Origin of the sequence: Flavobacterium sp. 1355 (assembly GCF_017833415.1) — a bacterium.
Taxonomy (GTDB): domain Bacteria; phylum Bacteroidota; class Bacteroidia; order Flavobacteriales; family Flavobacteriaceae; genus Flavobacterium.
On the sequence record NZ_JAFICC010000019.1, the window covers coordinates 1 to 24,333 of the forward strand.

A 24,333-nucleotide genomic window follows, 5' to 3' on the forward strand; every position below is an offset into this window, starting at 1 on the left:
CTTAGATTCTTAGATTCTTAGATTCTTAGATTCTTAGATTCTTAGATTCTTAGATTCTTAGATTCTTAGATTCTTAGATTCTTAGATTCTTAGATTCTTAGATAAATTTACTACGTAAATTTATCTTTTCAAACTTTAAGCTTACACCATAAAAAAAGCCTCTTCAAAAGAAGAGGCTTTAGTACTCAGAGCGGGACTTGAACCCGCACGAACATTGCTGTTCACTGGATTTTAAGTCCAGCGTGTCTACCAATTTCACCATCCGAGCAATTAAGCTTTTTAATGTTTTTTTAGCTAATTTTTATAAAAAATTAACTAAACACAACACCATCCGAGCATTATATGGTTTTGAGCGAAAAACGGGGCTCGAACCCGCGACCTCGACCTTGGCAAGGTCGCGCTCTACCAACTGAGCTATTTTCGCGTTTCAAATTCTGTAAAGAACTACAATACCTGATTTGTTCCGTATTGCGAGTGCAAATTTAGGACATTTATTCAATTACACAAGCCTTTTTTGAAAAAAAATTTTACTTATTTTATAACATTCTGATAACCCAAACTTTAAATATCAAAATTTTTAAAATTATTTCTTTACCAACATTCTTTTAATTTCATTAAGCTTCATTAAAGCTTCAACAGGTGTTATTGCATTAATATCCAGGCTTAAAATCTCTTCTTTTATTTCTTCTAATAAAGGATCGTCAAGATTAAAGAAACTCATTTGCATCTCTTCATTTGCAGACTTAATTCCGTTTAATGCATCGCTGGAATGGTTTTTTTCCAGTTTCTTCAAAAGTTTTTGTGCTTTTGAAATAACAAGCTGCGGCATTCCGGCCATTTTAGCAACATGAATTCCAAAACTGTGTGCACTTCCTCCTTTTACAAGTTTTCTAACAAACAAAACAGTATCTTTTAATTCTTTTACTGCGACATTAAAATTCTGAATTCTCGGAAGCAATTCAGTCATTTCATTTAATTCATGATAATGTGTTGCAAAAAGCGTTTTTGGTTTTGAAGGATGTTCGTGCAGAAATTCGGCAATTGCCCATGCAATAGAGATTCCGTCATATGTACTGGTTCCTCTCCCAATTTCGTCCAGCAGCACTAAACTTCTGTCAGAGATATTATTCAAAATTGAAGCTGTTTCATTCATCTCAACCATAAAAGTCGATTCTCCCATCGAAATATTATCCGAAGCTCCTACTCTTGTAAAAATCTTATCAACAATTCCCATCCTAACACTGTCCGCAGGAACAAAACTTCCCATTTGAGCCAATAAAACAATTAAGGCTGTTTGTCTCAAAATAGCAGATTTACCAGACATGTTTGGCCCTGTAATCATAATGATTTGCTGCGTTTCCCTGTCTAAGAAAACGTCGTTGGCGATATAAGGAGTTCCGACCGGCAATTGTTTTTCAATTACAGGATGCCTTCCGTTTTTAATTTCAAGTTCAAAAGTACTATCAATTTCAGGACACACATATTGATTTTCGATTGCCAATTGAGTAAATGAACACAAACAGTCTAATTGTGCAATCAGATAAGCATTCATTTGAACCGGCTTGATATAAGTCGAAATCCAGGCCACTAATTGTTCAAAAAGCTCAGATTCAATTTTATAAATTTTCTCTTCTGCTCCTAAAATCTTGGTCTCGTATTCTTTTAATTCTTCTGTTATATAACGCTCTGCATTAACTAAAGTTTGTTTTCGGATCCATTCTTCGGGAACTTTATCCTTATGGGTATTTCTGACTTCTATATAATATCCGAATACATTATTAAATGATATTTTTAAAGATGAGATTCCTGTTCTTTCTGATTCTCTTTTTTCAATTCCTTCTAAAAATTCTTTTCCTGAAGTAGAAATGGCACGCAAATCATCCAGCTCTTCATTCACTCCTTTTGCAATCGCATTTCCTTTTGAAATTGCAACAGGTGCATCCTGATTTAAGGTGGCCTTGATTTTTTCTCTTAATAAATCACAGGCATGCAAACTATCTCCTATAACTTTTACAGCTTCCTGCGGGCTCTCCAGCGCCAGCGTCTTAATCGGAATAATTGCATCCAGAGATTCTTTTAGATAAATAATTTCACGAGGAGAAACTTTTCCTGCTGCTATTTTGGAAATTAAACGTTCTAAATCAGAAATTTGTTTGATTTGATATTGAATGTTCTGTAAAACTTCAGCATTTGATTTTAGATATGAAACGACATCATGACGGCCTTTTATCTTATTACTATCTTTTAAAGGAAGTGCCAGCCATCGTTTGAGTAAACGTCCGCCCATTGGCGAAAGCGTCCTGTCGATAACATCTAAAAGCGTTACTGCATTTGGATTATAGCTGTGGTATAACTCCAGATTTCGAATTGTAAAACGATCCATCCATACGTAAGCGTCTTCTGCAATGCGCTGAATCGCCGTAATGTGCTGCACACGATTATGCTGTGTTTCTGATAAGTAATACAAAATCGCTCCTGACGCAATAATACCTTCCTTTAATTCTTCAATACCAAAACCTTTTAGGGAAGAGGTTTGAAAATGTTTTGTCAGCGTTTCTAATGCGTAGTCTTCCTTATAAATCCAGTCTTCCAGATAAAAACTATGAAAATCTTCTCCAAAAGCATCCTTAAAATCATTTTTATTATTCTTTGGAACTAAAATCTCGCTTGGATTAAAATTCTGAAGTAATTTATCAATGTATTCTGCATTTCCCTGAGCGGTTAAAAATTCTCCTGTAGAAACATCCAGAAAAGAAACCCCTATATTTTTATTAGCAAAATAAACAGATGCCAAAAAGTTATTTGTTTTTGACTGCAGGACTTCATCGTTTAAAGAAACTCCAGGTGTTACCAATTCTGTTACACCACGTTTTACGATTGTTTTGGTCATTTTAGGATCTTCGAGCTGATCACAGATAGCAACACGAAGTCCGGCCTTAACTAATTTTGGCAAATAGGTATTAACAGAATGATGTGGAAAACCGGCAAGGGCTGTTTCGGTTTCAGAACCTGCCCCTCTTTTTGTTAATGTGATACCAAGAATTTTAGAAGCCCTGATAGCATCTTCTCCAAAGGTTTCATAAAAATCACCTACTCTGAAAAGCAGACATGCATCAGGATATTTCCTCTTGATTTCGTTGTACTGTTTCATTAAGGGTGTTTCTTTTACCACTTTATCTTTCGCTGCCAAATTATTATATTTTAAATGAAATTTTATGACAGCGAATTTAGGATTTTTTGAAGGAATATTGAAGGCTTCAAAAATTAAAATATTTTAAGAAATTTTTAAGTTCAGATATAAGAATTTTACATAGATTTGTCCATTATTAAAAAAGACTCATAAAGATGAAAAAAATAATTTTATTCGCTATGTTAGCTGTAGTTGGAATTACAGCTTCTAATGCTCAAAGCACTAAAAAAGCTAAAACTGTTAAAGCTGCCAAAGTTGCTAAAATTGAAGGAGCTGGAATGGCTTTTGAAACTGAAACAATTGATTACGGAACAATTGCTCATAATGCAGATGGAAAACGTGAGTTTGTTTTTGTAAACAATGGAACTAAACCGCTTATTATTACTAACACACAAGGATCTTGTGGCTGTACTGTGCCAACAACTCCAAAAGAGCCAATTGCTCCGGGTGCCAAAGGTATTATCGGTGTAAAATATGCTACTGACAGAGTTGGTGCTTTTACTAAAACTGTAACTGTTACTTCTAATGCTGAAGGACAGCCAACAAAAGTACTTACAATAAAAGGTACTGTTTTACCAGATCCTGTAAAAAGCTAATCTGAAAAGATCTAAAAAATAATTAAAAAGGCTTCCTTATCTTTGGAAGCTTTTTTTATGACCTGAATTTGACCAAATGAGAAAACTTGAAAATAGTGAATTAGACAGAAAATCTATTGAGGATTTTAAGGAATCTGCAAAAACGCCTCTGATTTTAGTATTAGACGATATTCGCAGTTTGCACAATATAGGTTCTGTATTTAGAACCGCAGATGCTTTTTTGATTGAGAAAATAATTTTATGCGGTATTACAGCTACTCCACCCAACAAGGAAATTCATAAAACGGCACTTGGCGCTACTGAAACTGTTGCCTGGGAACATCATGAAAATGTATTGGAAGTTATCGAAAATCTTAAAAAGGACAATGTATTAACCCTTGCCATAGAACAAGTCGAAAGTGCGGTTTTTCTACAGGATTTTAAAGTAGAGAAAAATCAAAAATATGCACTAATTTTCGGAAACGAAGTATATGGTGTTGCCCAGAATGCTGTTGCAATTTGTGACGGATGCATTGAAATTCCGCAATTAGGGACAAAACATTCCCTAAACATTTCTGTAAGTGCCGGAATTGTTGTTTGGGATTTGTTTAAAAAATTAAACTGGCCAAACTAATAATTAATACTATTTTTTACCAAAAAAATATAGCTTTTAAATCATTTTAAGCTTTTAAATATTAGAAATATAAATATATTTTTTTATTATTAAGAAATTGATACTTTTATAAAATGAAAACTATCAATTTCCTAAAACCACAATATTTATTTTTTCTACTGCTTTTTCCTTTTGTCGGATTTGCTCAATATACCTCTATTCCTGATCCAAATTTTGAAAAAGCTTTAATCGATTTGAATATTGACAGCGGCGTCATTGATGGTCAGGTTCTTACTTCGGACATAATTACAATTAGAAGTTTAGAAATTCGTTATGCAAACATTTCAGATTTAACCGGAATTGAAGATTTCTCCGACTTAGAACTCATTATATGCAATAATAATAATTTACAAAAATTAGATTTTTCTAATAACTCAAAATTAACATACATTAATTGCAGTGATAACAAACTAAATAGTCTGAATATTTCAAAGAATTTCTCTCTTGAAGATTTAAATTGCAGTACTAACAATTTAAATGCTTTAGACATTTCAAATAATATATCTTTGAAAAATTTAGGATGCAGCTACAATGCATTAACCACTATAGATGTTACTAAAAATCCTCTTTTAAAATCATTTTACTGCACCTTTAATAATATCGGTACTATAGACACTTCATTTAATCCTGATTTAGAATTATTTGTTTGCTACAATAACCGATTAACAAGTTTGGATGTTTCTAACAATCTAAAACTAAATATGTTTCTTTGCGGTGAAAATCTATTAACAAGTTTAGATATCTCCAAAAACACCAGCTTAAGTAAATTTCAATGCAACAATAACAAGTTAACCTCTCTAAATTTAAAAAACGGCATCACGAATTATATGTTAGTTTTAGATTTGCAATTCAATCCGGATCTTAAATGTATAGAGGTTGATAGTAAATCCTATGCAGATGCGAACTGGTCCACTTTTAAAGATGCTTCTGCTGTATATGCTAATAAATGTAATGCGGGTACAACACTTCCGCCGGTTATAAGTGCTACAGGAGACCAATTCTATTGTCCAACAGAAAACATTCATATTGTTACTGCTTTTTCTATATCACACGACCCGGGCGAAACAGGAACACAGGCAGCATATATCCAAATATCATCTGGCTATTCTTCTGGCTTTGACAGACTAAAACTTTTAAATCCAGCCTTACATCCAAATGTAAAAGAAAGCTGGGACACCACATCAGGAAAACTGACTTTGACAAGTCTGACCGGTATTGATTTATTATATTCAGACATAGAGGCCGCAGTAAAAAATCTTGTATTTACGAATTCTTCAGTAAATGCTTTCGGAACAAGAACTTTTTCTATAACAATTGGCCAAGCCAATTATTTACCTTCAACACAGCACTTTTATTTATTTGTCCCAAGTATAGGTATTACCTGGGCAAATGCCAAAACTGCTGCTGAGGCAACTACCTATTACGGACTTAAAGGCTATCTGGCCACTGTTTTATCTGCTGATGAGGCCAAATTAATTGGCGAACAGGCATCCGGAACGGGATGGATCGGAGGAAGTGACGCCGAAACAGAAGGCTTGTGGAAATGGGTTACAGGTCCTGAAGCAGGAAACGTTATGAATTTTACTTTCTGGAACTCCGCTGAGCCTAATAACCTGGGAGAAGAAGATTATGCACATATCACGCAGCCAGGTGTCGGCATAAGAGGATCATGGAATGATTTATCCAACACCGGTTCATTAACACCCGGAGATAATTATCAGCCAAAAGGTTTTGTTGTAGAATATGGAGGGATGCCGGGAGAAGTTCCTTTGCAAATTGCTGCCAGTACCAAAATAACAATTCCGGAAATTAGTCTGCAGACACCAAATCCGGTTTGTGATTCGGGCAGTTTTATCCTCACAGCTACTTCAACACCCGGAACAACTATAAGCTGGTATGATGTATCTACTGGCGGGGCTCCTCTGGCAACCGGAAACAGTTTTACTACCCCCACATTAAATGCCACAACTATTTATTACGCAGATCCTGGCTGCGAGAGCAAAAGAAAAGCCATTACTGCAAATGTAAATATAACACCAAATGATCCTGTAGCAGTAGCTTCTACCGTATCAAGATGTGGAGAAGGCAGTGTAACCCTAGAAGCCAACTCAAATATTGGGGTTATAAACTGGTACTCAGCTTCTACTGGAGGTACAAGTCTGTTTACGGGAACTGGTTTTTCTACACCTGCAATTACAGCGAATACTACTTATTATGCAGAAGCCTCTAATAATAGCTGTGTGAATTCAAATCGAATCCCGATAGATGTTATCATCTATACGCCTCCTGTGGTTACCGATGAAACAGTTATTTTATGTCCGTCGCAAAAAATTGTACTCGACGCAGGAATTGCAGGCATGAGTTATGTGTGGTCTAACGGTGATACGACGCAGACAACAGAGGTAAACAGCGGTGGAACTTATACTGTAGAAGTCACGAGCCCGGATCCTGAAAGTTGTTCCAGCAAAAAAACAATAATCGTAAATGAACATGTATTACCTCAAATAAAGAATATTAATGTAAACGGAACAAAAGTGACCATTTACCTCACTAACGAACTCGATTATTTTGAATATTCTGTTGACGGTTTTAATTTTCAGGATTCTAATGTGTTTTATGATGTCCCGGGAGGGCTACAAACTGCTTATGTGAGAGATAAAAGTGGATGTGGGACAATTGCACAAGACTTTGTTGTTTTGGTATTTCCGGCATTTTTCACTCCTAATAATGACACCTTTAATGATGTCTGGGAAGTAACGGGAATGGAGAATTACCCACAGGCAAAAGTCACAATTTTTGATCGGTACGGAAAACTTCTGACACAACTAAATTCTGGAAAAATGAGTTGGGATGGCACTTTTGACAAGCTTCCTCTGCCCGCTTCTGATTATTGGTACGCATTGGAAATTGACAATACAATGCCAGTCTTCAGAGGACATTTTACATTGAAGAGATAATTTTTAAATTAGATAATGTGTCAATTTAGATAATGAGTCAATTAGATAATTTTTATAGATGATGATCACGCCAATTATCTAATTGACTCATTCTCTAATTATCCAATTCCTAAATTTTCTTCTGAATCTGATTTAAGATAAAAAGATAGTCTTCCTGTTTTTTTACAAAGTCGCGGTCTGAAACATCAATAATCAAAACATTTAAATCTGTTTGAGATTTTATGAATTCTAAATAACCATTATTTATTTTATCAAGGTATTCGGCCGAAATATTTTGCTCATAAGTGCGTCCGCGTCGTTTGATATTTTCTAGTAGTCTTTCTGTATTTTGATATAAATAGACATACAAATCCGGCTTTTGCATTTCTTTATAAATGATATCAAATAAATTTCTGTACAAACGATATTCATCTTCTGCCAGTGTGATTTTGGCAAAAATCAATGATTTAAAAATATGGTAATCCGCTACGATAAAATCTTTAAACAAATCAAACTGAGCGAGATCATCTGACAATTGCTGATAACGGTCTGCCAAAAATGACATTTCTAAGGGAAAAGCATATCTGTTTTGGTCTTTATAAAATTTCGGCAAAAAAGGATTGTCTGCAAAGCGTTCTAAAACAGTTTTAGCATTAAAATCGTCTGCAATTTTATGTGCCAGTGTCGTTTTTCCAGCTCCGATATTTCCTTCAATAGCTATGTAATTAAACTTTTGTAATGGTATTTCCTGCAACGGATTTTTCAAATCCTGAACAACAGTACAAATACTCTCATCTGGTGTAATTGCTATTAATTCGGCTATTGTCTTTTGAAAAACAGGATGTTTCCAGTCCAGATTTAAATCCTGTACAGGCAACAAAACAAATTTTCTGTCTTGCATTAACGGATGCGGGATCTGTAGTTTGTCTGATTTGATAATCTCATCATTAAAAATTATCAAATCTATATCTATGATTCGGGATTGATATCCTTGCTGACTTGTACGGATCCGCCCTAAATGTTTTTCTATTTTCAAAACCTGGTTCAGGATTTTTTGAGCAGAAAGTGAAGTGTGAAGAGTTAGCGCGCAATTATAAAAAGCATCACTTTCAAAACCCCATGCAGGAGTTTCATAAAGCCTGGAAACTTGTATTACGGTTCCTACTTCCTGATGTATCAGCCCGATACAACTTTGGATGTTTCTTAACCGATCTCCTTCGTTACTGCCTATAGATAAAACGACCTGATGCTGTGATTTCATAATAAATGCAAATTAACTAAAACTATTTTAGAATTAACAATATATTTGTGAAAGGAGATCTGGATTAATCCGTAACTTGTTTATTAAAATTGTAACGTTTTAGTCCTTTTTGCTACTTATATAAAAAATGTATTTATGAAATTTCTAGGAAATGTAGTTGCCACAGTGATTGGTATTTTTGTATTTATTATGTTGTTCTTTTTTGGGGTAATTCTTATCGGAACTATTTTTGGTGGTGAAGATATTGTTTCGGTCAAAACCGATTCTGTTATAGAATTAGATTTAAAGAAAATCAAAAATGACTATGCAGGAAAATACAAAGATCCATGGGTGACGACTTTTTCAGAAGCAAATGGAGTTGGTTTAACCGATGTAATCAACGCAATTAAGGCCGCAGAAAAAGACGATAAAATCAAAGGGATCTCAATCTTAAACGATGAGTCATCATTAGGCCTTGCGCAATATAAAGACTTGAGAAATGCCCTTGAAGAATTCAAGAAATCCGGAAAATTTGTCTGGGCATACGCCAATGCTTATTCTCAAAAAGAATATTATTTAAATTCTGTTGCTAATAAAATTTATCTAAATCCTGCAGGAGATTTAGACTTTAAGGGACTTTCGTCTGAAATCATGTTCTTTAAGGATTTTCAGGACAAATCCGGCATTCATATGGAAGTGATTCGTCATGGAAAATATAAAAGTGCCGTTGAACCATTTTTAGAAAATAAAATGAGTGATGCCAACAGAGAACAAATTACTGCACTTTTAAATTCTATTTGGGCTACTGTTTCTAATGACATTTCAAAAAGCCGAAATATTCCTGTCGCAAAAATAAATGAAATTGCAAATGGCTTACTGGCGAGAACTCCCGAAATGGCAAAAGCACAGCGTTTGGTTGACTTTGTTGCTTATGAAGATGTTTATCACAACGCTATCAAAAAAGAATTAAAAGTTGCTGATGATGAAGATTATAATAAAATTTCGATTTCAGACTATACGCAAAACAATATCACTACTGCCCTGACAAACTCATCAAGTGACCAGATTGCGATTATTTACGCTCAAGGCGAAATTGAGAGTGGCGAAGGCGATGTAACAGTAATTGGCGAAGGTGCGATGCGTCGCTCTCTGCAAGAAGCCAGAAAAAATGAAGATGTAAAAGCTATTGTTCTCAGAATTGACAGTCCGGGTGGAAACGCTCTGACATCTGACCTGATCTGGAGAGAAATAGAAGTTACCAAAAAAGTTAAACCGGTTGTGGTTTCTATGGGAAATTATGCTGCTTCGGGCGGTTATTATATCGCTTGCAATGCAGACAAAATTTTTGCAGAAAGTAATACGATAACAGGCTCAATTGGGGTTTTTGGGATTTTACCAAACTTTACTCCATTAGCAAATAAACTAGGAATAAATACCGAACAAGTTGAAACACACGAAAATTCGGCAAATTATAGCCCTTTTGTACCTATTGATGAAAAATTCAAAGCTTTTACTTTAGAAAGTGTAGAAAACATTTACAAAACTTTTGTAACACATGTTGCTGAAGGCAGAAAAATGACTTTTGCACAAGTTGACGCTATTGCACAAGGAAGAGTCTGGTCTGGGTCTGAAGCTGTAAAAATTGGCCTTGTGGATAAAATTGGCGGTTTGGATGATGCAATAGCAGAAGCAGCCAGAATTGCTAAAATAAAATCATACAGCACACAAAATTATCCTGAATACGAAAAATCTTTTAATGAATTATTGTCTGGTTTACCTTTTGCAAAATCTAAGGAAGCTTTTATAAAAGAAGAAATCGGAGAAGAAAATTACCTTATTATTGAACAGGTAAAAAGGCTTCAGAAACAAAAAGGTGTGCAGGCGATGTTACCTTTTGGTATAAATATTAGATAAAAACAACTGAAAAACATAATCAGGTCCGTTTGGGTATTCTCAAACGGATTTTTTTGTTTTTATTAACCCAAAGTTAATTTCTACTTAACATCATTAACGTGTTGTGTTTTCTATTTTAGCAGAAAATTACAGCGCCTTAATAAAAATCAAAACCATACTTTTCATAAAGTTTTAAAAATATATAAAATTAATTTATTTTTTTTTGATAGCTTGCCTTAATCGAAATTCGATATATGGCAGGCTATTGTTTTTTTATGAAAAATTTGAAATAAACTGAATTATAAAAGCATATTTTTGCAAGAATAATACACCCAAAAAAAAAATTAAAAAACCTTAAAATCTCAAATCTATAAATTAATTATGTTAAAAAAAATTCTAAAAATTACAGCAATTGTTTTTGTTGTATTTATTGCAGCGTTATTCGCTATCCCTTATTTTTTTAAGGATCAGATAAAGGCGAAAATCTCAGAAGCTATTAATGAAAGTGTAGATGCAAAAGTGAGTTTTGCAGATGCTGACTTAAGTTTGTTCAAAAACTTTCCAAATGCTTCTGTCGGAATTGATAAATTAGTAATTATCAACAAAGCACCATTTGAAGGCGATACTTTGGTTTCGTTAGGAAAGTTAGATTTAAAAATGAGCATTAAAGAACTTTTTAAAGGAAAAGACGAGCCTTTAAACATTGAAGGCATCAGCTCTGAAAATGGTCTGATTAATATCATCTTTAATAAAGATGGTGTGGGAAACTTTGACATTGCACTAAAAGACAAGGAAAAGACAGAAAAAGAAGAAGCCGGCAAACCACTGGCCTTAAAAATTCAGAACTACAAAATTGAAAACTTTACTTTTAGATATATCGATCAGGGTTCTAAGATTAAAATGGTTATTGACAGCCTTAATCATGAAGGAACTGGGGATTTTACTAATTCTAAACTTGATTTAAACACAAAAACTACGGCTAACGTTTCATTAGACATGGACAAGGTTAATTATATGAAAAATATAAAATTAACTTTAGATGCTGTTCTTGGAATTGATTTAGAAAAAAGTAAATATACTTTTAAAGAAAATAAGGCTTTGATTAACCAATTGCCTTTAGAATTTGACGGATTTATTCAGATGGTTGAAGCCGGTCAGATTTATGACTTGAAATTTAAAACGCCAACTTCATCGTTTACCAATTTCTTAGGTTTGATTCCTTCGGCTTATTCTTCTGGTCTGGAAGGTGTAAAAACGACCGGGGATTTTACTGTAGCTGGTTTTGCCAAAGGAGAATTAACGGATAAAACGGTACCAAAATTCAATATTGCAATTGCTTCGAACAATGCTTCTTTTCAATATCCAAACTTACCAAAATCAGTTCAGAATATTGTAATTGATACTAAAATCATTAATGAAACCGGTATCTTAAACGATACCTATGTTAATTTGGACAAATTGTCGTTTAGAATTGACCAGGATGTTTTCAGTGCTAAGGCAAATGTGAAAAATATTACCGTAAACCCAATTGTTGACGCTGCCCTAAAAGGAACTATTAACCTGGCGAACCTTTCAAAAGCATATCCTATTAAGCTTGACAAACCTTTGGCTGGTATTTTAAAAGCAGATGTAACTACAAATTTTGATATGGCATCTGTAGAAAAGAGCCAGTATCAAAACATCAAAAATGCCGGAACAATGAGTTTATCAGGATTTAAATATACTGATGAAAACAATAAGTCAATGAACATAAGCACTGCTTTGGTTGAATTTAATCCAAGCAGAATCAACCTTAAACAATTTGATGCTACTACAGGAAAAAGTGATATCAGCATTAATGGAGTTTTGGAGAATTTCTACGGTTTCATGTTCAAAAAACAGGAACTTAAAGGAAATTTCAACATGAGTTCAAACCAATTGGCTGTAGATGATTTTATGACTTCGGGCGAGCCTGCGAAAACAGAGACAAAAACTCCGGCTAAACCAGCTGAAGCTATGAAAATACCAGCATTTTTAAATTGTACTTTAAATGCAAAAGCCAATACTGTTTTATACGACAACTTAAAACTAAAAGATGTTGCCGGAAGACTAATTATCAAAGATGAAAAAGCAACTTTAGAAAATTTTAAAACTTCTATTTTTGGAGGATCAATCGGCTTAAACGGAACGGTTTCTACAAAAGAAAAAGTGCCTACATTTAATATGAATTTAGGATTCAATCAGGTTGATATTGCACAGACTTTCACTCAATTGGACATGATGAAAAAAATTGCTCCATTGGCAGGAATCATCAACGGAAAATTAAATTCGACTATTAAACTGAATGGAAATCTTGATGCAAATGAATTAACGCCGGATTTAAAATCAATTTCGGGGGATTTACTGGGACAATTACTTTCGACTACAGTAAACGCTAAAAATTCTACTGTATTGAATTCGCTTACTTCAAACATTAAATTCCTTGATCCGAGCAAACTGAACTTAAATGACTTAAAAATGGCATTGTCTTTTGATAACGGAAAAGTAAATGTAAAACCATTTGATATTAAATATCAGGATATCAAAGTTACTGTTGGCGGAACTCACGGTTTTGATCAATCAATGAATTACAACTTAAAATTAGATGTACCGGCTAAATACTTAGGAACAGAAGCGAACGCATTAATTGCTAAAATGTCTCCTGCTGATGCTGCAAAACTGGACAATATTCCGGTAAATGCAATGATTACAGGTAATTTTTCTAATCCGAAAATATCTACTGATATGAAAAGTGCCGTAAGCAGCCTGACAACACAATTGGTTAATCAGCAAAAAGAGAAGTTAACTCAAAAAGGAGCATCTGCCCTAACTGATCTGATTAACAAAAACACAAAAGCAAAAGATACAACAAAAGCTGCTGCTACTGAAAAAGAACAAAAAACTCAGGAAGCTACAAAAAAAGCAAGTGACTTGTTGAATGGTTTGTTTAAAAAGAAAAAATAAGTACTTACAAATAAATAGTAGAAAAAAAAGGTCAATCGAGAGATTGACCTTTTTTGCTTAACAACTTTTTTAACCAGCATCTGAGTACATCTTCAGCTTTCCGTTATTTAAAATATTATCCAGTATTTTAAAATAATCATTCTTAGAACTTTCAATGATATTAACCCCAATACTGCAGTTATCATAAGGCTCGTATTTTTTTTGATCTGAAACAGAAAACAAACCTACAGTTGGGGTCTGAACAGAACTGGCCAAATGCATCATTCCGCTGTCGGCGCCAATAAACACATCTGTATGTGCTATTAATGATCCTATTTCCCGAATATCTTTACTATAAAATGTGGGTACCTGAAAAGCAATTTGCGACACATTTTCTATTGGTAAGACTTCAATTATGTTATAGTTTTGATATTGTTTTTTTATTGCATCATGAAAATCTTCCCACCATAATTCTGACAAACATTTTGTTCCTGTGGCATAAGTAAATAAGCAAATTGTTCTTTTTGAATTATCACCGATCAATCTTTCCAGTTTCTTTTTTCCGTCGGATAGTTCGTATGGAGATAATTTAAGATCTAACGGAGCAATTATTTTATTACTTTTTGCAACACCCAGTTTAGTCAAATAATTCCTGAAGTTGTAAATTGGATATTTTGCAATATGATCATAGTCACTTTTTGTCTGAAGGGACGGATCGCTTAAATCACCGTAAAATTTATATTTTGCTTTAGAAAAACGAACAGCTAATCGTCCTGATGAAGAATTCTGATCGACGTTGATGGCCATGTCGTAAGGCTGTTGTCTTATAGAAACCCAAACCTTTATATATTCGAGTAAATTTTTAAAAGGTTTTTTGGGAAGATGAATGGTTTTATAAACCTGATCGTAGTTTTCGAAAATAATTGGCGCCAGTGGCCCTTTTACAAACAAATCGATTTTACAATTTGGAAATGTTTCGGCAACTTCCTGAACAAGAGGCGTAATGAGCAAAAGATTACCAAGCCGTGCATTGGGTCTGCAAATTAGAACTCTTTTGATATCATTTTTGTCTACCAAAAAAATACCCGTATCGGTTTTTGGTTTACCGATATTCTTAGTAAGGTTACGCATTAAGCCCCGCCTAAAGACGTTAATTTTGTTTAAAATGCTCATCTATAAAATAATATAATTTATTTGAAAAACTACTGCTATTCTTAACACACTCAAATTAAGCAGTTTAATTTTCTAAAATTATATTCTTATCAATAAGCAATTATTATAAAATTGTAATCAGATTTTTCATTATTCACACCTCTGATACAATTGGTAAGCTTAAAAGTTAATAAAATGAACGCAAATTAGTGTACAATTACACATCAATAGTGACCAAATAGCCTTCAGATCCTCTAACATTAAAAACAGTTCCGTCTTCAAATATCAGGTATTGGCCTTTAATTCCGGTTAGTTTTCCATTATAAGACGGAGTTTTATCTAAATTAAGGCTTGCTACTTTTGCGGGAAAACTTAAAACAGGATACTTTAGTTCGTAAACATCATTTTTCTCGCTATAAAAATGTTCACGAACCTCTTCTGGAATCAGGGCTTCAATTTTGGCTTTTTCCTGAATTAAATCAAAAGTTTGTGAATCGCTTTGAAGCATTTTTCTCCAATTGGTTTTATCCGTATAATGACTTTTTAAAGCAACTTCTGCAACTCCTGCCAAATAACGGTTCGGAACCTCAACAACAGCAATTGCCTGACTGGCCCCCTGATCAATCCAACGTGTTGGCACCTGCGTTTTACGGGTAACACCCACTTTTATTTCACTGGCTACAGCCAAATAAACCACGTGTGGCTGTAGTTGTACTTTTTGTTCGTATTCTAAATCACGGTCTGCAATTCCTAAATGTGCCGTACTTAACTCGGGTCTCATAATCCAATCACCGACTGCAGGACTCGAATAGAAGCAATCATAACAAAAACCTTGTCTGAAAATTTTTTTCTTTTTACTACAATTCAGGCATTGATAACCTGCAAAATTAATCTCAATATCTTTATTCAATAATTGATTCATATTAAGAAAACTGTCTTCAAAAACCAAATAATACTGAATTGGGTTTCCGATCTCTGTTTGCATTTTTGTAAGTACGCCTTGATATTGCATTTGATAATTTGGTTGTTATTTTTAGACTTTAGATTGATAACTAAATGTCAGAATTTTTATCGAAGTTGAAATTTTGAAATGTAATCTTTTCCGTAAATAAATTGTATTTTACAAAAAAACACTATTTTTGATATAACGACAAAGTTAGTATTTGTATATCGATATTCAAATTTTAAATTTTTGCCTTTTTTGCAAAATCTAAAATCTAAATCCAAAAATTTCCATGCCCCTATCAATAATAAACTCGTTTGCATCCTGGGTTCTTAAACAAAGGATTCACCAAATAGAGCTCTTTCTAAAATATCCGAATGAAGTTCAGGAAGAATTGTTGCATAACTTATTGACAGCTTCTGAAAATACAATAATTGGAAAAAAATATGAATTTTCGTCGATAAACTCTTATCAGACTTTTGCTAAAAGGGTGCCTATTGCAACTTATGAAGAACTGCAGCCTTTAATAGAGCGTACGCGTCAGGGAGAGCAGAATGTTTTTTGGGAAACTCCAATTAAATGGTTTGCCAAATCGAGCGGAACGACGAATGCTAAAAGTAAATTTATTCCGGTAAGTAATGAAGCTCTGGAAGACTGTCATTATAAAGGAAGTAAGGATTTACTTTGTTTGTACCTGAACAATAATGAAGATTCTGAATTGTTTTTGGGGAAAAGTCTTCGCTTAGGCGGAAGTTCTCAAATTTACGAAAACAACAATACTTTCTTTGGTGACCTTTCTGCAATTTTGATTGAAAATATGCCGATCTGGGCAGAATTCAGCAGTACACCAAGCAGCAAAACATCTTTAATGAGCGAATGGGAAACCAAAATCGCTGCGATTATCAATGAAACGAAAAACGAAAATGTAACCAGTTTTGCAGGAGTTCCTTCATGGATGCTGGTTTTAATGAATAAAGTTCTTGAAGATACGGGAAAACAAAATTTATTGGAAATCTGGCCAAACCTTGAAGTTTATTTTCACGGAGGTGTAAGTTTTTCTCCTTATAAAGAACAATACAAGAAAATTTTACCAAGCAGCGATTTTAAATACTACGAAATATACAATGCTTCTGAAGGCTTTTTTGCTATTCAGGACTTAAATAATTCAAGTGATTTATTACTGATGCTGGATTACGGAATTTTTTATGAGTTTATTCCGATGGATACTTTTGGAACCTTAAATCAAAAAGCAATTCCTCTTGCCGATGTTGAATTGAATAAAAATTATGCAATTGTAATTACAACCAATTCTGGTTTATGGCGTTATCTAATTGGTGATACTGTTCGTTTTACTTGTTTGAATCCATACAGAATTCGTGTTACAGGCCGAACTAAGCATCATATCAATGTTTTTGGCGAAGAATTAATGGTCGAAAATACCGATCAGGCAATTGCAAAAGCATGTCAGCTTACTCAAACCGAAGTTATAGATTATACCGTTGCTCCCATTTTTATGCAAGACAAGGAAAAAGGTGCACACGAATGGATGATTGAATTTAAGAAACATCCTGCTGATGTTGGACTTTTTCAAAAAATTCTGGATGAAACGCTTCAGTCTTTAAATTCTGATTATGAAGCCAAACGCTACAATAATATGACATTAAATCCTTTGGTGATTAATGTTGCTCGTGAAAATTTATTCTACGATTGGCTTAAAGAAAGAGATAAACTTGGCGGGCAGCATAAGATTCCGAGACTTTCGAATGAGAGAGATTATTTGGAGCAATTGAAGGAGATGTGTGTGCTTAAACACTAATTTCATGAATTTATTTGTTGCTAAATGAAATTAAAAACGCTAATTCCACTAAATCGCATGAGGGATAGAAGTGAAAATCCTTTTTGTCCGCCGCGGCGGGCAAAAAGATTGAAACGGATAGCCCGGCCCGGAGGGACATGCCCATAAAAAAACCTTAGTCTTTATTGAAGAGCTAAGGTTTTTGCTTTTTATTTCGATTGTAGGCTTACATCATATCAATATATCTGTCGTGATATCCTAATAAATATAAAACACCGTCAAGACCTAAACTTGAAATTGAAGTCGAGGCACTTTCTTTTACTGTTTGTTTGGCATGAAAAGCAATTCCAAGCCCGGCTAAATTTAGCATCGGCAAATCATTTGCCCCGTCACCAACGGCGATGGTCTGATTGATGTGGATACCTTCTTTTTCTGCAATGGCTTTTAAGTGTTCTGCTTTCTTCTGTCCGTTAACAATATCGCCTATATATTTACCGGTCAATCTTCCGTCTTTTATTTCTAGTTCATTGGCATGAACATAATCTATGCCCAGCTCTTTTTGCAGGTATTCTCCAAAATAGGTAAATCCTCCTGAAAGAATTGCAGTTTTATATCCATAGTATTTTAAGGCTTTCATCAGACGATGTGCTCCTTTTGTAATTGGCAATTTCTCGGCAACTGATCTTAAAACTTCTTCACTAAGACCTTCTAACAAAGCCATACGCTGTTTGAAACTTTCGTTGAAATCAATTTCACCATTCATGGCCAATTCTGTTATTGCTCTTACCTGATCACCTACTCCATTCAGCTCAGCTAATTCGTCTATTACCTCTGCCTGAATTAATGTCGAATCCATGTCAAAGCATACCAGACGTCGGTTTCTTCTGTAAATGTTGTCTTCCTGAAAAGAAATATCTACATCAAGAGTTCGTGAAATCTGCATAAAACTAGCTGTCATGACAATCTTGTTTACGATTTCTCCGGTTACTGATAATTGTATGCAAGAGCGCGGATTATCTTCTTTTTCTATAATAGAAGTTCTTCCTGTCAGTCTTATTATTGAGTCGATATTGAGATTCTGATCAGATAATATTTTAGTTACTGCAGCCAATTGTGAAGCTGCCAGTTTTTCGCCCAGAATATTAATAATATATCGTTGTTTGGATTGTGATTTAACCCATGTTTCATAATCATCAACAGAAACGGGAGTAAACTTAACTTTTACTTCGAGTTCATAAGCTTTAAACAATAAATCTTTTAACACTGGTGCGGAAGATGAGCCTGCTTTGATTTCAAATAAAATACCTAAAGAGAGCGTATCGTGAATATCGGCCTGGCCTATATCTAAAATATCGGCATCATAGGTTGCCAAAACTGCTGTTAAACCTGCTGTAACTCCGGGTTTATCGTGACCTGAAACTTTTAATAAAATAATCTCTTTATCTTCTGTTGCCATTTTTTCTTTATTGATTAAGAAGCGACAAAAATCGGCAATCTATTGATGATAAAAAAGAATAATCTTTGTTTTTTTAAATGCAAAAAGCACATAAGAATGTGCTTTTTAAAATAATTTAACAATTATGTTTCAGTATTAGAATAACATAACTTTTGTTTTTCTAATACTATAGATTCACGAGTTATTGATTTAAAATTTGTGAATTTATGATAAAAAATTATTTAGCCGGATTTTCATCAAAATTAACCATCCAGCTTATGCCAAATTTATCCTGAAACATCCCAAAGTAAGATCCCCAAAATGTTTTATCCATTGGCATAAAAATTTTTCCTTCTGCCGAAAGTTCGTTAAAAATCCTATCTGCTTCTTCGGTACTTTCAACGTTTATAGAAATCTGAAAATTACTGCCAAAAACCACATCTCCATATTTCGGATGACTATCGCTTCCCATCAAAATGGTATTTCCAATTGGCAGTGAAACGTGCATAATTCTGTTTGCATCTTCTTCAGAAAGTTCTTCACCACCTTCTTCTGCGGGCGCCTCTTTAAATTTTCCGATGTACGGAAATTCTCCGCCAAAAACTGATTTATAAAACAGAAATGCTTCTTCACAATTTCCGTTAAACATTAAATAAGGGTTTACTGTTGCCATATATTTTATTTTTATTTTTCTGATAGTTCTTTTATACTTTCCAGTGCTTTTGGGAAAACCTCTTTAAAATAATCGAGGTGTTTTTCTATTACATCAACTTGTACAACCAAATCAGTAAATTCGTCATCGGCGGTTAAACGGTATGTTTCCATAGCACCGCTCCACTTTTTGGTTTCTTCATTAAGAGGTACTTCTTTGAAATCTTTCATTTCACCTATGTGCTTAAATGCCATATATTCATTAGGAATTTTAGTTTCAATTACACTGTTCATTCCTTCTCCGCCAGGAGACATAAAATGTATTTTATCTCCTTCGTTCCAGTCACTGACTGCATACGAACCTTCACAAAAAACTCCTGTCCATGTTTTATAAGTATCATCATTCCATAAAACAGACCATACTTTTTCTACCGGAGCCTTAATCCTGATTTTAAATTCTAGTGTTTCCATATTATTGAGGGATTTTGCTAAGATCCATGTACAAAACATTCCAGCGATGCCCGTCAAGATCGGCAAAAGCAGCTCCATACATCCAGCCCTGACTTTCGGCAGGAGGAGCAAAAACATTTCCACCGGCAGCTTTTACTTTTTCTATTAATTCATCAACTTCTTCTCTGCTTTCAGCATCAATCGAAATCAGAATTTCTGAACTTGATTGTGTATCTGTAATTTTATTTTGAGAGAAACTTTCAAACAAAGTTTCTTCAAACAGCATTACCACAAAGTGCCCCTCACCAACCAACATACAAGTAGAAGTTGGTGTGTCGTGTTGTTGATTAAAAGAAAAACCAATTTTCCAGAAAAAGTCTTTTGCTTTTGCTACATTTTTTACAGGCAAATTCAACCAAATTTGTTTTGTCATAGTTTCTTATATTAAGTTATACTTTCTACATATTTTTTAAAATTGTCCAAAATAGCCTGCCACCCACCACGCTGCATCTCTTCCGGATTTTGTGTTTCGGGGTCAAAGCTTTCTGTAATTTCTACGCCGTCTGGAGTTTCCTTAAAAGTAATTTCTGCATTTCTTCCGTCGCCCATTACATAATTTATAGCTTCATTTTCTTTTACCAACGTATATTCGCCCCAAAAATCAAAACTCATACTGCCATCTTTTGCAGCCATAGTTGTAGAGAATTTCCCGCCTGTTCTTAAATCATTTTCAGCATTAGGAGCATGCCAGTCCGGCGATGCAAAAGCCCAATTTTTGATATGCTCAGGTTTGTTCCAAGATTCCCAAACTTTGTTTATTGATGCATTGATTGTAGTTTGTACTGTTATCATTATTTTATCGGTTAAAAATTGATTTTTCTATTTATCTTATTTCTAAAAATGTTCGGCGTACTGTTTAAAGTTATCTATAACAGCCTGGCACCATGCTTTCTGCATACTTTCTGAATCTTCTTTCTGAGGTTCAAAGGTTTCGGTGATTTCTACTGTATTACCGTATGCTTCAAAATGAACGCTTGCTGTTCTTTTATCTTCTAACTTATATTCTATAACTTTATTTTTTTGAATTTTAGTATATATTCCTTCAAAGTCAAAACCTGAATTTTGCTCTTTTGAAATCATTACAAATTTAAATTTGCCTTCAACTTTTAGATCATTTTCTGCATGTGACGTATGCCAGTTTTCATCAGGAGCATTCCACTTTACAATATGCTCCGGAGATGTCCATAATTCCCAGACTTTATCAATTGATGCGTTAATTATAGTTTGTACCGAAATCATCATTACATACTTGGTATCTGGCTTTCATCCATACAAAAGATTTCCCAGTGATGTCCGTCTGGATCAAGAAAGGTTCTTTGGTACATCCATCCATAATCTTGTGCTTCTCTGTAATTGGCTCCGCCTGCCTTAACAGCTTTTTCGATCATTTCATCTACTTGCTGGCGTGTTTCTACAGAAATAGAAATAAGGACTTCGCTGGTTGTAGCGGTATCGCAAATTTTCTTATCTGTAAATGTTTGGTAAAATTCTTCAACCAAAAGCATTACGTTAATATCTTCGCCAATTATTAAACAAGTTCCTTTATCATTAGTAAACTTTTGATTGAATGAAAAACCCAATTCAGTAAAAAAAGCAATTGATCGTTTTAAATCTTTTACGGCAAGATTTAAGAAAATTTTTGTTTTCATATTTATAAAATTACAAATTATTTAAAACAAATGTAAAATTTTAAACAATTGATAATACTACAATAAAAGTCATTTTTAGGGTCATTTAAGACAAATTATCTATTTTTGTAAGAAGTTAATTTTTCCAAAAACCAAAACGATGAGCAAAAAGACAGCCTTAATTGTACCGCATGATTATAAATTATTGAGTATCGCAGCTATTTTAGAAGTTTTTGAAACAGCTAACAAATTACATAAGGGAGGAGAAAAACCTTTTGAAATCATGGTTTTTCAATCTTCGGAACAGATTAATGAAAAAAACTTATTTGGATATGAAGTTCAATCAATAGAAAAATCTGAAGAAAATTTAGATTTGATTTTGATTCCGGCTTTTACAACAGATAATATGAGTGAGATGATTAAGAAGAATAAAAAATTTATTCCGTGGTTACAAAAACATCATGAATCAGGAGCCGAATTGGCGAGTTTTTGCACAGGCGCTTTTTTATTTGCAGCTTCGGGCTTATTAAATGAAAAACTGGCCACAACGCATGTTGACGCCTGCAGCGCATTTACAAAAGCTTTTCCGTTAGTAAAGCTAAAATCAGAAGAAACTTTAACAGCAGATGGCAGTTTATATACAAGCGGAGGTTCAACCTCAACTTTTCATTTACTGATTCTTTTGGTTCAGAAATATTGCGGAAATGAAATTGCAGTTCAGATTGCCAAGATTTTCTCGATTGATCTAAACCGGTATAAGCAGAGTTATTTCAGCACTTTTAGGCCAAATCATCTACATAATGATACTTTGGTCGCTATGCTGCAACAGAAAATAGAAAATCATTACAGCACAATAGAAAAACTGGAAGAAATCACCAAAGATATTCCGACAAGTGCACGAAATATGACACGCCGTTTTAAGCAAGTGACCGGAATTCCGCCAATTGAATACCTGCAAAGTATACGAGTAGAAAGCTCGAAGAAATATTTAGAACAGACCCAGCTTTCGATTTCCGAAATTATCGAAAAAACAGGTTATAATGATCCTAAAGCATTTAGAAAAGTATTTTATAAAATGGTCGGGATGAAACCTATTGAATACCGTGAGAAGTTTAGGGTTCAGTAATTTATTTCAGGAGCAGAAATCTTGTTTTTCAGAACACTACTTGTCCTGCTCTACATTATATCTTTTGCTGTGAACCCCACAGCAAAAGGATATCATTTCGATCAGGGCTAAATTAGAAATTTGTTTTTCATAATTTAAAAAAAAACCTGCTCAAATAAATGAACAGGTTGGTTTTTAATCTTTGTCAAAGTTTAAAACTTTGACAAAGCTGTATTAGAATTTACGAAGCAATTTCCATTCTCTTCAATAAATTTTTACTTAACGTATGTTCGGCATAATCTTTATCGATTGATAAAACTTTATCATCAGAACTTGGCAGTTCGTACATGGCATCTGTTAAGATTGCTTCGCAAAGCGAGCGCAAACCACGAGCTCCCAGTTTGTATTCTAAAGCTTTGTCTACAATAAAATCTAAAGCTTCATCGGTAATGTTAAACTCAACTTCATCCATTAAAAATAATTTCTGATATTGTTTTACCAATGCATTTTTAGGCTGTGTCAAAATTGCACGAAGTGTTTCCTTATCTAAAGGATCCATGTGCGTTAAAACCGGAAGACGACCAATAATTTCCGGAATTAATCCAAAATCTTTAATGTCTTTTGGAATGATATATTGTAACAAATTGTCTTTGTCGATATTGTCTACGTTTTTAGATGTTGAATATCCAACTGCCTGACGGTTTAAACGTTTCGAAATAATACGTTCTATTCCATCAAAAGCACCTCCTGCAATAAACAGGATGTTTTGAGTATTTACCTCAACAAATTTCTGGTCCGGATGTTTACGTCCTCCTTTTGGCGGTACGTTTACAACTGTTCCTTCTAATAATTTCAGTAAAGCCTGCTGAACACCTTCACCAGAAACATCACGTGTTATTGACGGATTATCGCTCTTACGGGCGATTTTATCAATTTCATCAATAAATACGATTCCTCTTTCTGCTTTGGTTACATCATAATCTGCAGCTTGCAGTAAACGTGTCAAAATACTTTCAACATCTTCACCTACATAACCTGCTTCTGTAAGTACAGTTGCATCTACGATAGCCAATGGAACGTCTAACATTTTTGCAATAGTTTTTGCAACCAGTGTTTTACCTGTTCCGGTTTGACCTACCATAATGATGTTACTTTTTTCAATCTCTACTTCGTCGTCTAATTGCTGTTGCATTAAACGTTTGTAGTGATTGTAAACCGCAACCGACATTACTTTTTTAGTCTGATCCTGACCAATAACATATTGATCCAGAAAAGCTCTGATTTCTTTTGGTTTCTTTAAAATTAAATCACCAACAAGTTTTGCACTTCCGCTTGATTTTAATTCTTCTAATACAATTCCGTGTGCCTGTTCAATACACTTATCACAAATATGCGCATTAATACCTGCAATCAATAAATTGGTTTCTGGCTTTTTTCTTCCACAAAACGAACATTCTAATACTACTTTAGCCATTCTTTTTTTATTACTAAGCTGCAAAGTTACTAAGTTTCTGAGATTTTTCACTAAAACCTCAAAAACTTAGCAACAATTAACTTTTATTTTGTTTCAAGTTTTTAAAAAAGGTTTAAAGTTTCAGGTTTCAAGTTTGCTTTGTTAACCTGAAACCTGAAACTTGAAACAAATT

General features: G+C 34.0%; 19 protein-coding genes and 2 tRNA genes. 7 read left to right on the top strand and 14 right to left on the bottom strand.

The window, feature by feature from the left end:
- Nucleotides 1-182 precede the first annotated feature (182 nt).
- The 3 genes from JOD96_RS20300 to mutS form a co-directional block, all read right to left on the bottom strand.
- Nucleotides 183-268: transfer RNA gene (locus JOD96_RS20300), tRNA-Leu, on the bottom strand.
- A gap of 83 nt (nt 269-351) precedes the next feature.
- Nucleotides 352-424: transfer RNA gene (locus JOD96_RS20305), tRNA-Gly, on the bottom strand.
- 159 nt (nt 425-583) lie between these two features.
- Nucleotides 584-3,190: a DNA mismatch repair protein MutS gene (mutS, locus tag JOD96_RS20310; protein ID WP_209566047.1), complete on the bottom strand. Its 2,607-nt coding sequence runs from the start codon at nt 3,188-3,190 to the stop codon at nt 584-586.
- A 155-nt stretch (nt 3,191-3,345) separates the two neighbouring features.
- Between mutS and JOD96_RS20315 the strand changes: the two genes are divergently transcribed.
- From JOD96_RS20315 to JOD96_RS20325, 3 genes are all read left to right on the top strand, one after another.
- On the top strand, nt 3,346-3,786 hold the full coding sequence (locus JOD96_RS20315; RefSeq protein WP_209566048.1) for a DUF1573 domain-containing protein: 441 nt from the start codon (nt 3,346-3,348) through the stop codon (nt 3,784-3,786).
- Nucleotides 3,787-3,862: 76 nt separating this feature from the next.
- On the top strand, nt 3,863-4,399 hold the full coding sequence (locus JOD96_RS20320; protein ID WP_209566049.1) for an RNA methyltransferase: 537 nt from the start codon (nt 3,863-3,865) through the stop codon (nt 4,397-4,399).
- A gap of 113 nt (nt 4,400-4,512) precedes the next feature.
- The gene (locus JOD96_RS20325; RefSeq protein ID WP_245188461.1) at nt 4,513-7,395 is read left to right on the top strand and encodes a T9SS type B sorting domain-containing protein; all 2,883 of its coding nucleotides are present in this window, start codon (nt 4,513-4,515) and stop codon (nt 7,393-7,395) included.
- A 109-nt stretch (nt 7,396-7,504) separates the two neighbouring features.
- Here JOD96_RS20325 and folK read toward each other — a convergent pair whose 3' ends face one another.
- Nucleotides 7,505-8,635 carry a 2-amino-4-hydroxy-6-hydroxymethyldihydropteridine diphosphokinase gene (gene folK / locus JOD96_RS20330; protein WP_209566050.1) on the bottom strand — a complete coding sequence of 377 codons (1,131 nt, stop codon included), beginning with the start codon at nt 8,633-8,635 and terminating at the stop codon, nt 7,505-7,507.
- A gap of 135 nt (nt 8,636-8,770) precedes the next feature.
- Between folK and sppA the strand changes: the two genes are divergently transcribed.
- Together sppA and JOD96_RS20340 are read left to right on the top strand one after the other, a co-directional pair.
- Nucleotides 8,771-10,528 (top strand): signal peptide peptidase SppA, encoded by a 1,758-nt coding sequence (gene sppA / locus JOD96_RS20335; protein WP_209566051.1) that lies wholly within the window; start codon nt 8,771-8,773, stop codon nt 10,526-10,528.
- Nucleotides 10,529-10,888: 360 nt separating this feature from the next.
- On the top strand, nt 10,889-13,489 hold the full coding sequence (locus tag JOD96_RS20340) for an AsmA-like C-terminal region-containing protein (protein ID WP_209566052.1): 2,601 nt from the start codon (nt 10,889-10,891) through the stop codon (nt 13,487-13,489).
- Nucleotides 13,490-13,558: 69 nt separating this feature from the next.
- Here the strand turns inward: JOD96_RS20340 and JOD96_RS20345 are convergent, their stop codons facing one another.
- Entirely contained in the window at nt 13,559-14,599 is a 1,041-nt protein-coding gene (locus JOD96_RS20345; RefSeq protein WP_245188462.1) for a glycosyltransferase family 9 protein, read from the bottom strand.
- A gap of 238 nt (nt 14,600-14,837) precedes the next feature.
- Nucleotides 14,838-15,632, bottom strand: coding sequence for a DUF2797 domain-containing protein (locus tag JOD96_RS20350; protein WP_209566054.1), 795 nt, complete (start codon nt 15,630-15,632; stop codon nt 14,838-14,840).
- Nucleotides 15,633-15,855: 223 nt separating this feature from the next.
- Here JOD96_RS20350 and JOD96_RS20355 point away from each other — a divergent pair, with 223 nt between their 5' ends.
- The gene (locus JOD96_RS20355) at nt 15,856-17,379 is read left to right on the top strand and encodes a GH3 auxin-responsive promoter family protein (protein WP_209566055.1); all 1,524 of its coding nucleotides are present in this window, start codon (nt 15,856-15,858) and stop codon (nt 17,377-17,379) included.
- A gap of 205 nt (nt 17,380-17,584) precedes the next feature.
- Here the strand turns inward: JOD96_RS20355 and serB are convergent, their stop codons facing one another.
- The 7 genes from serB to JOD96_RS20390 all read right to left on the bottom strand — a co-directional run bounded on the left by serB (nt 17,585) and on the right by JOD96_RS20390 (nt 21,603).
- Nucleotides 17,585-18,814: a phosphoserine phosphatase SerB gene (gene serB, locus JOD96_RS20360; RefSeq protein ID WP_209566056.1), complete on the bottom strand. Its 1,230-nt coding sequence runs from the start codon at nt 18,812-18,814 to the stop codon at nt 17,585-17,587.
- Between the two features lie 217 nt (nt 18,815-19,031).
- Nucleotides 19,032-19,466: a VOC family protein gene (locus JOD96_RS20365; RefSeq protein ID WP_209566058.1), complete on the bottom strand. Its 435-nt coding sequence runs from the start codon at nt 19,464-19,466 to the stop codon at nt 19,032-19,034.
- A gap of 11 nt (nt 19,467-19,477) precedes the next feature.
- Complete coding sequence (locus tag JOD96_RS20370) at nt 19,478-19,915, bottom strand: SRPBCC domain-containing protein (RefSeq protein WP_209566059.1); 438 nt, start codon at nt 19,913-19,915, stop codon at nt 19,478-19,480.
- Between the two features lies 1 nt (nt 19,916).
- Nucleotides 19,917-20,327: a VOC family protein gene (locus tag JOD96_RS20375; RefSeq protein WP_209566060.1), complete on the bottom strand. Its 411-nt coding sequence runs from the start codon at nt 20,325-20,327 to the stop codon at nt 19,917-19,919.
- Between the two features lie 11 nt (nt 20,328-20,338).
- Nucleotides 20,339-20,746 carry an SRPBCC family protein gene (locus tag JOD96_RS20380; RefSeq protein WP_209566062.1) on the bottom strand — a complete coding sequence of 136 codons (408 nt, stop codon included), beginning with the start codon at nt 20,744-20,746 and terminating at the stop codon, nt 20,339-20,341.
- 42 nt (nt 20,747-20,788) lie between these two features.
- Complete coding sequence (locus JOD96_RS20385) at nt 20,789-21,196, bottom strand: SRPBCC domain-containing protein (RefSeq protein ID WP_245188463.1); 408 nt, start codon at nt 21,194-21,196, stop codon at nt 20,789-20,791.
- Nucleotides 21,196-21,603: a VOC family protein gene (locus JOD96_RS20390; protein ID WP_209566064.1), complete on the bottom strand. Its 408-nt coding sequence runs from the start codon at nt 21,601-21,603 to the stop codon at nt 21,196-21,198. Before JOD96_RS20390 ends, JOD96_RS20385 begins: the two co-directional genes overlap by 1 nt.
- 139 nt (nt 21,604-21,742) lie before the next feature.
- On the opposite strand from JOD96_RS20390, the gene JOD96_RS20395 reads away from it, so the two are divergent.
- A complete protein-coding gene (locus JOD96_RS20395; protein WP_209566066.1) occupies nt 21,743-22,708 on the top strand; it encodes a GlxA family transcriptional regulator in 966 nt (321 codons plus the stop codon).
- A gap of 220 nt (nt 22,709-22,928) precedes the next feature.
- Here the strand turns inward: JOD96_RS20395 and clpX are convergent, their stop codons facing one another.
- Nucleotides 22,929-24,161, bottom strand: coding sequence for an ATP-dependent Clp protease ATP-binding subunit ClpX (gene clpX / locus JOD96_RS20400; protein ID WP_209566068.1), 1,233 nt, complete (start codon nt 24,159-24,161; stop codon nt 22,929-22,931).
- Between the last annotated feature and the right edge of the window lie 172 nt (nt 24,162-24,333).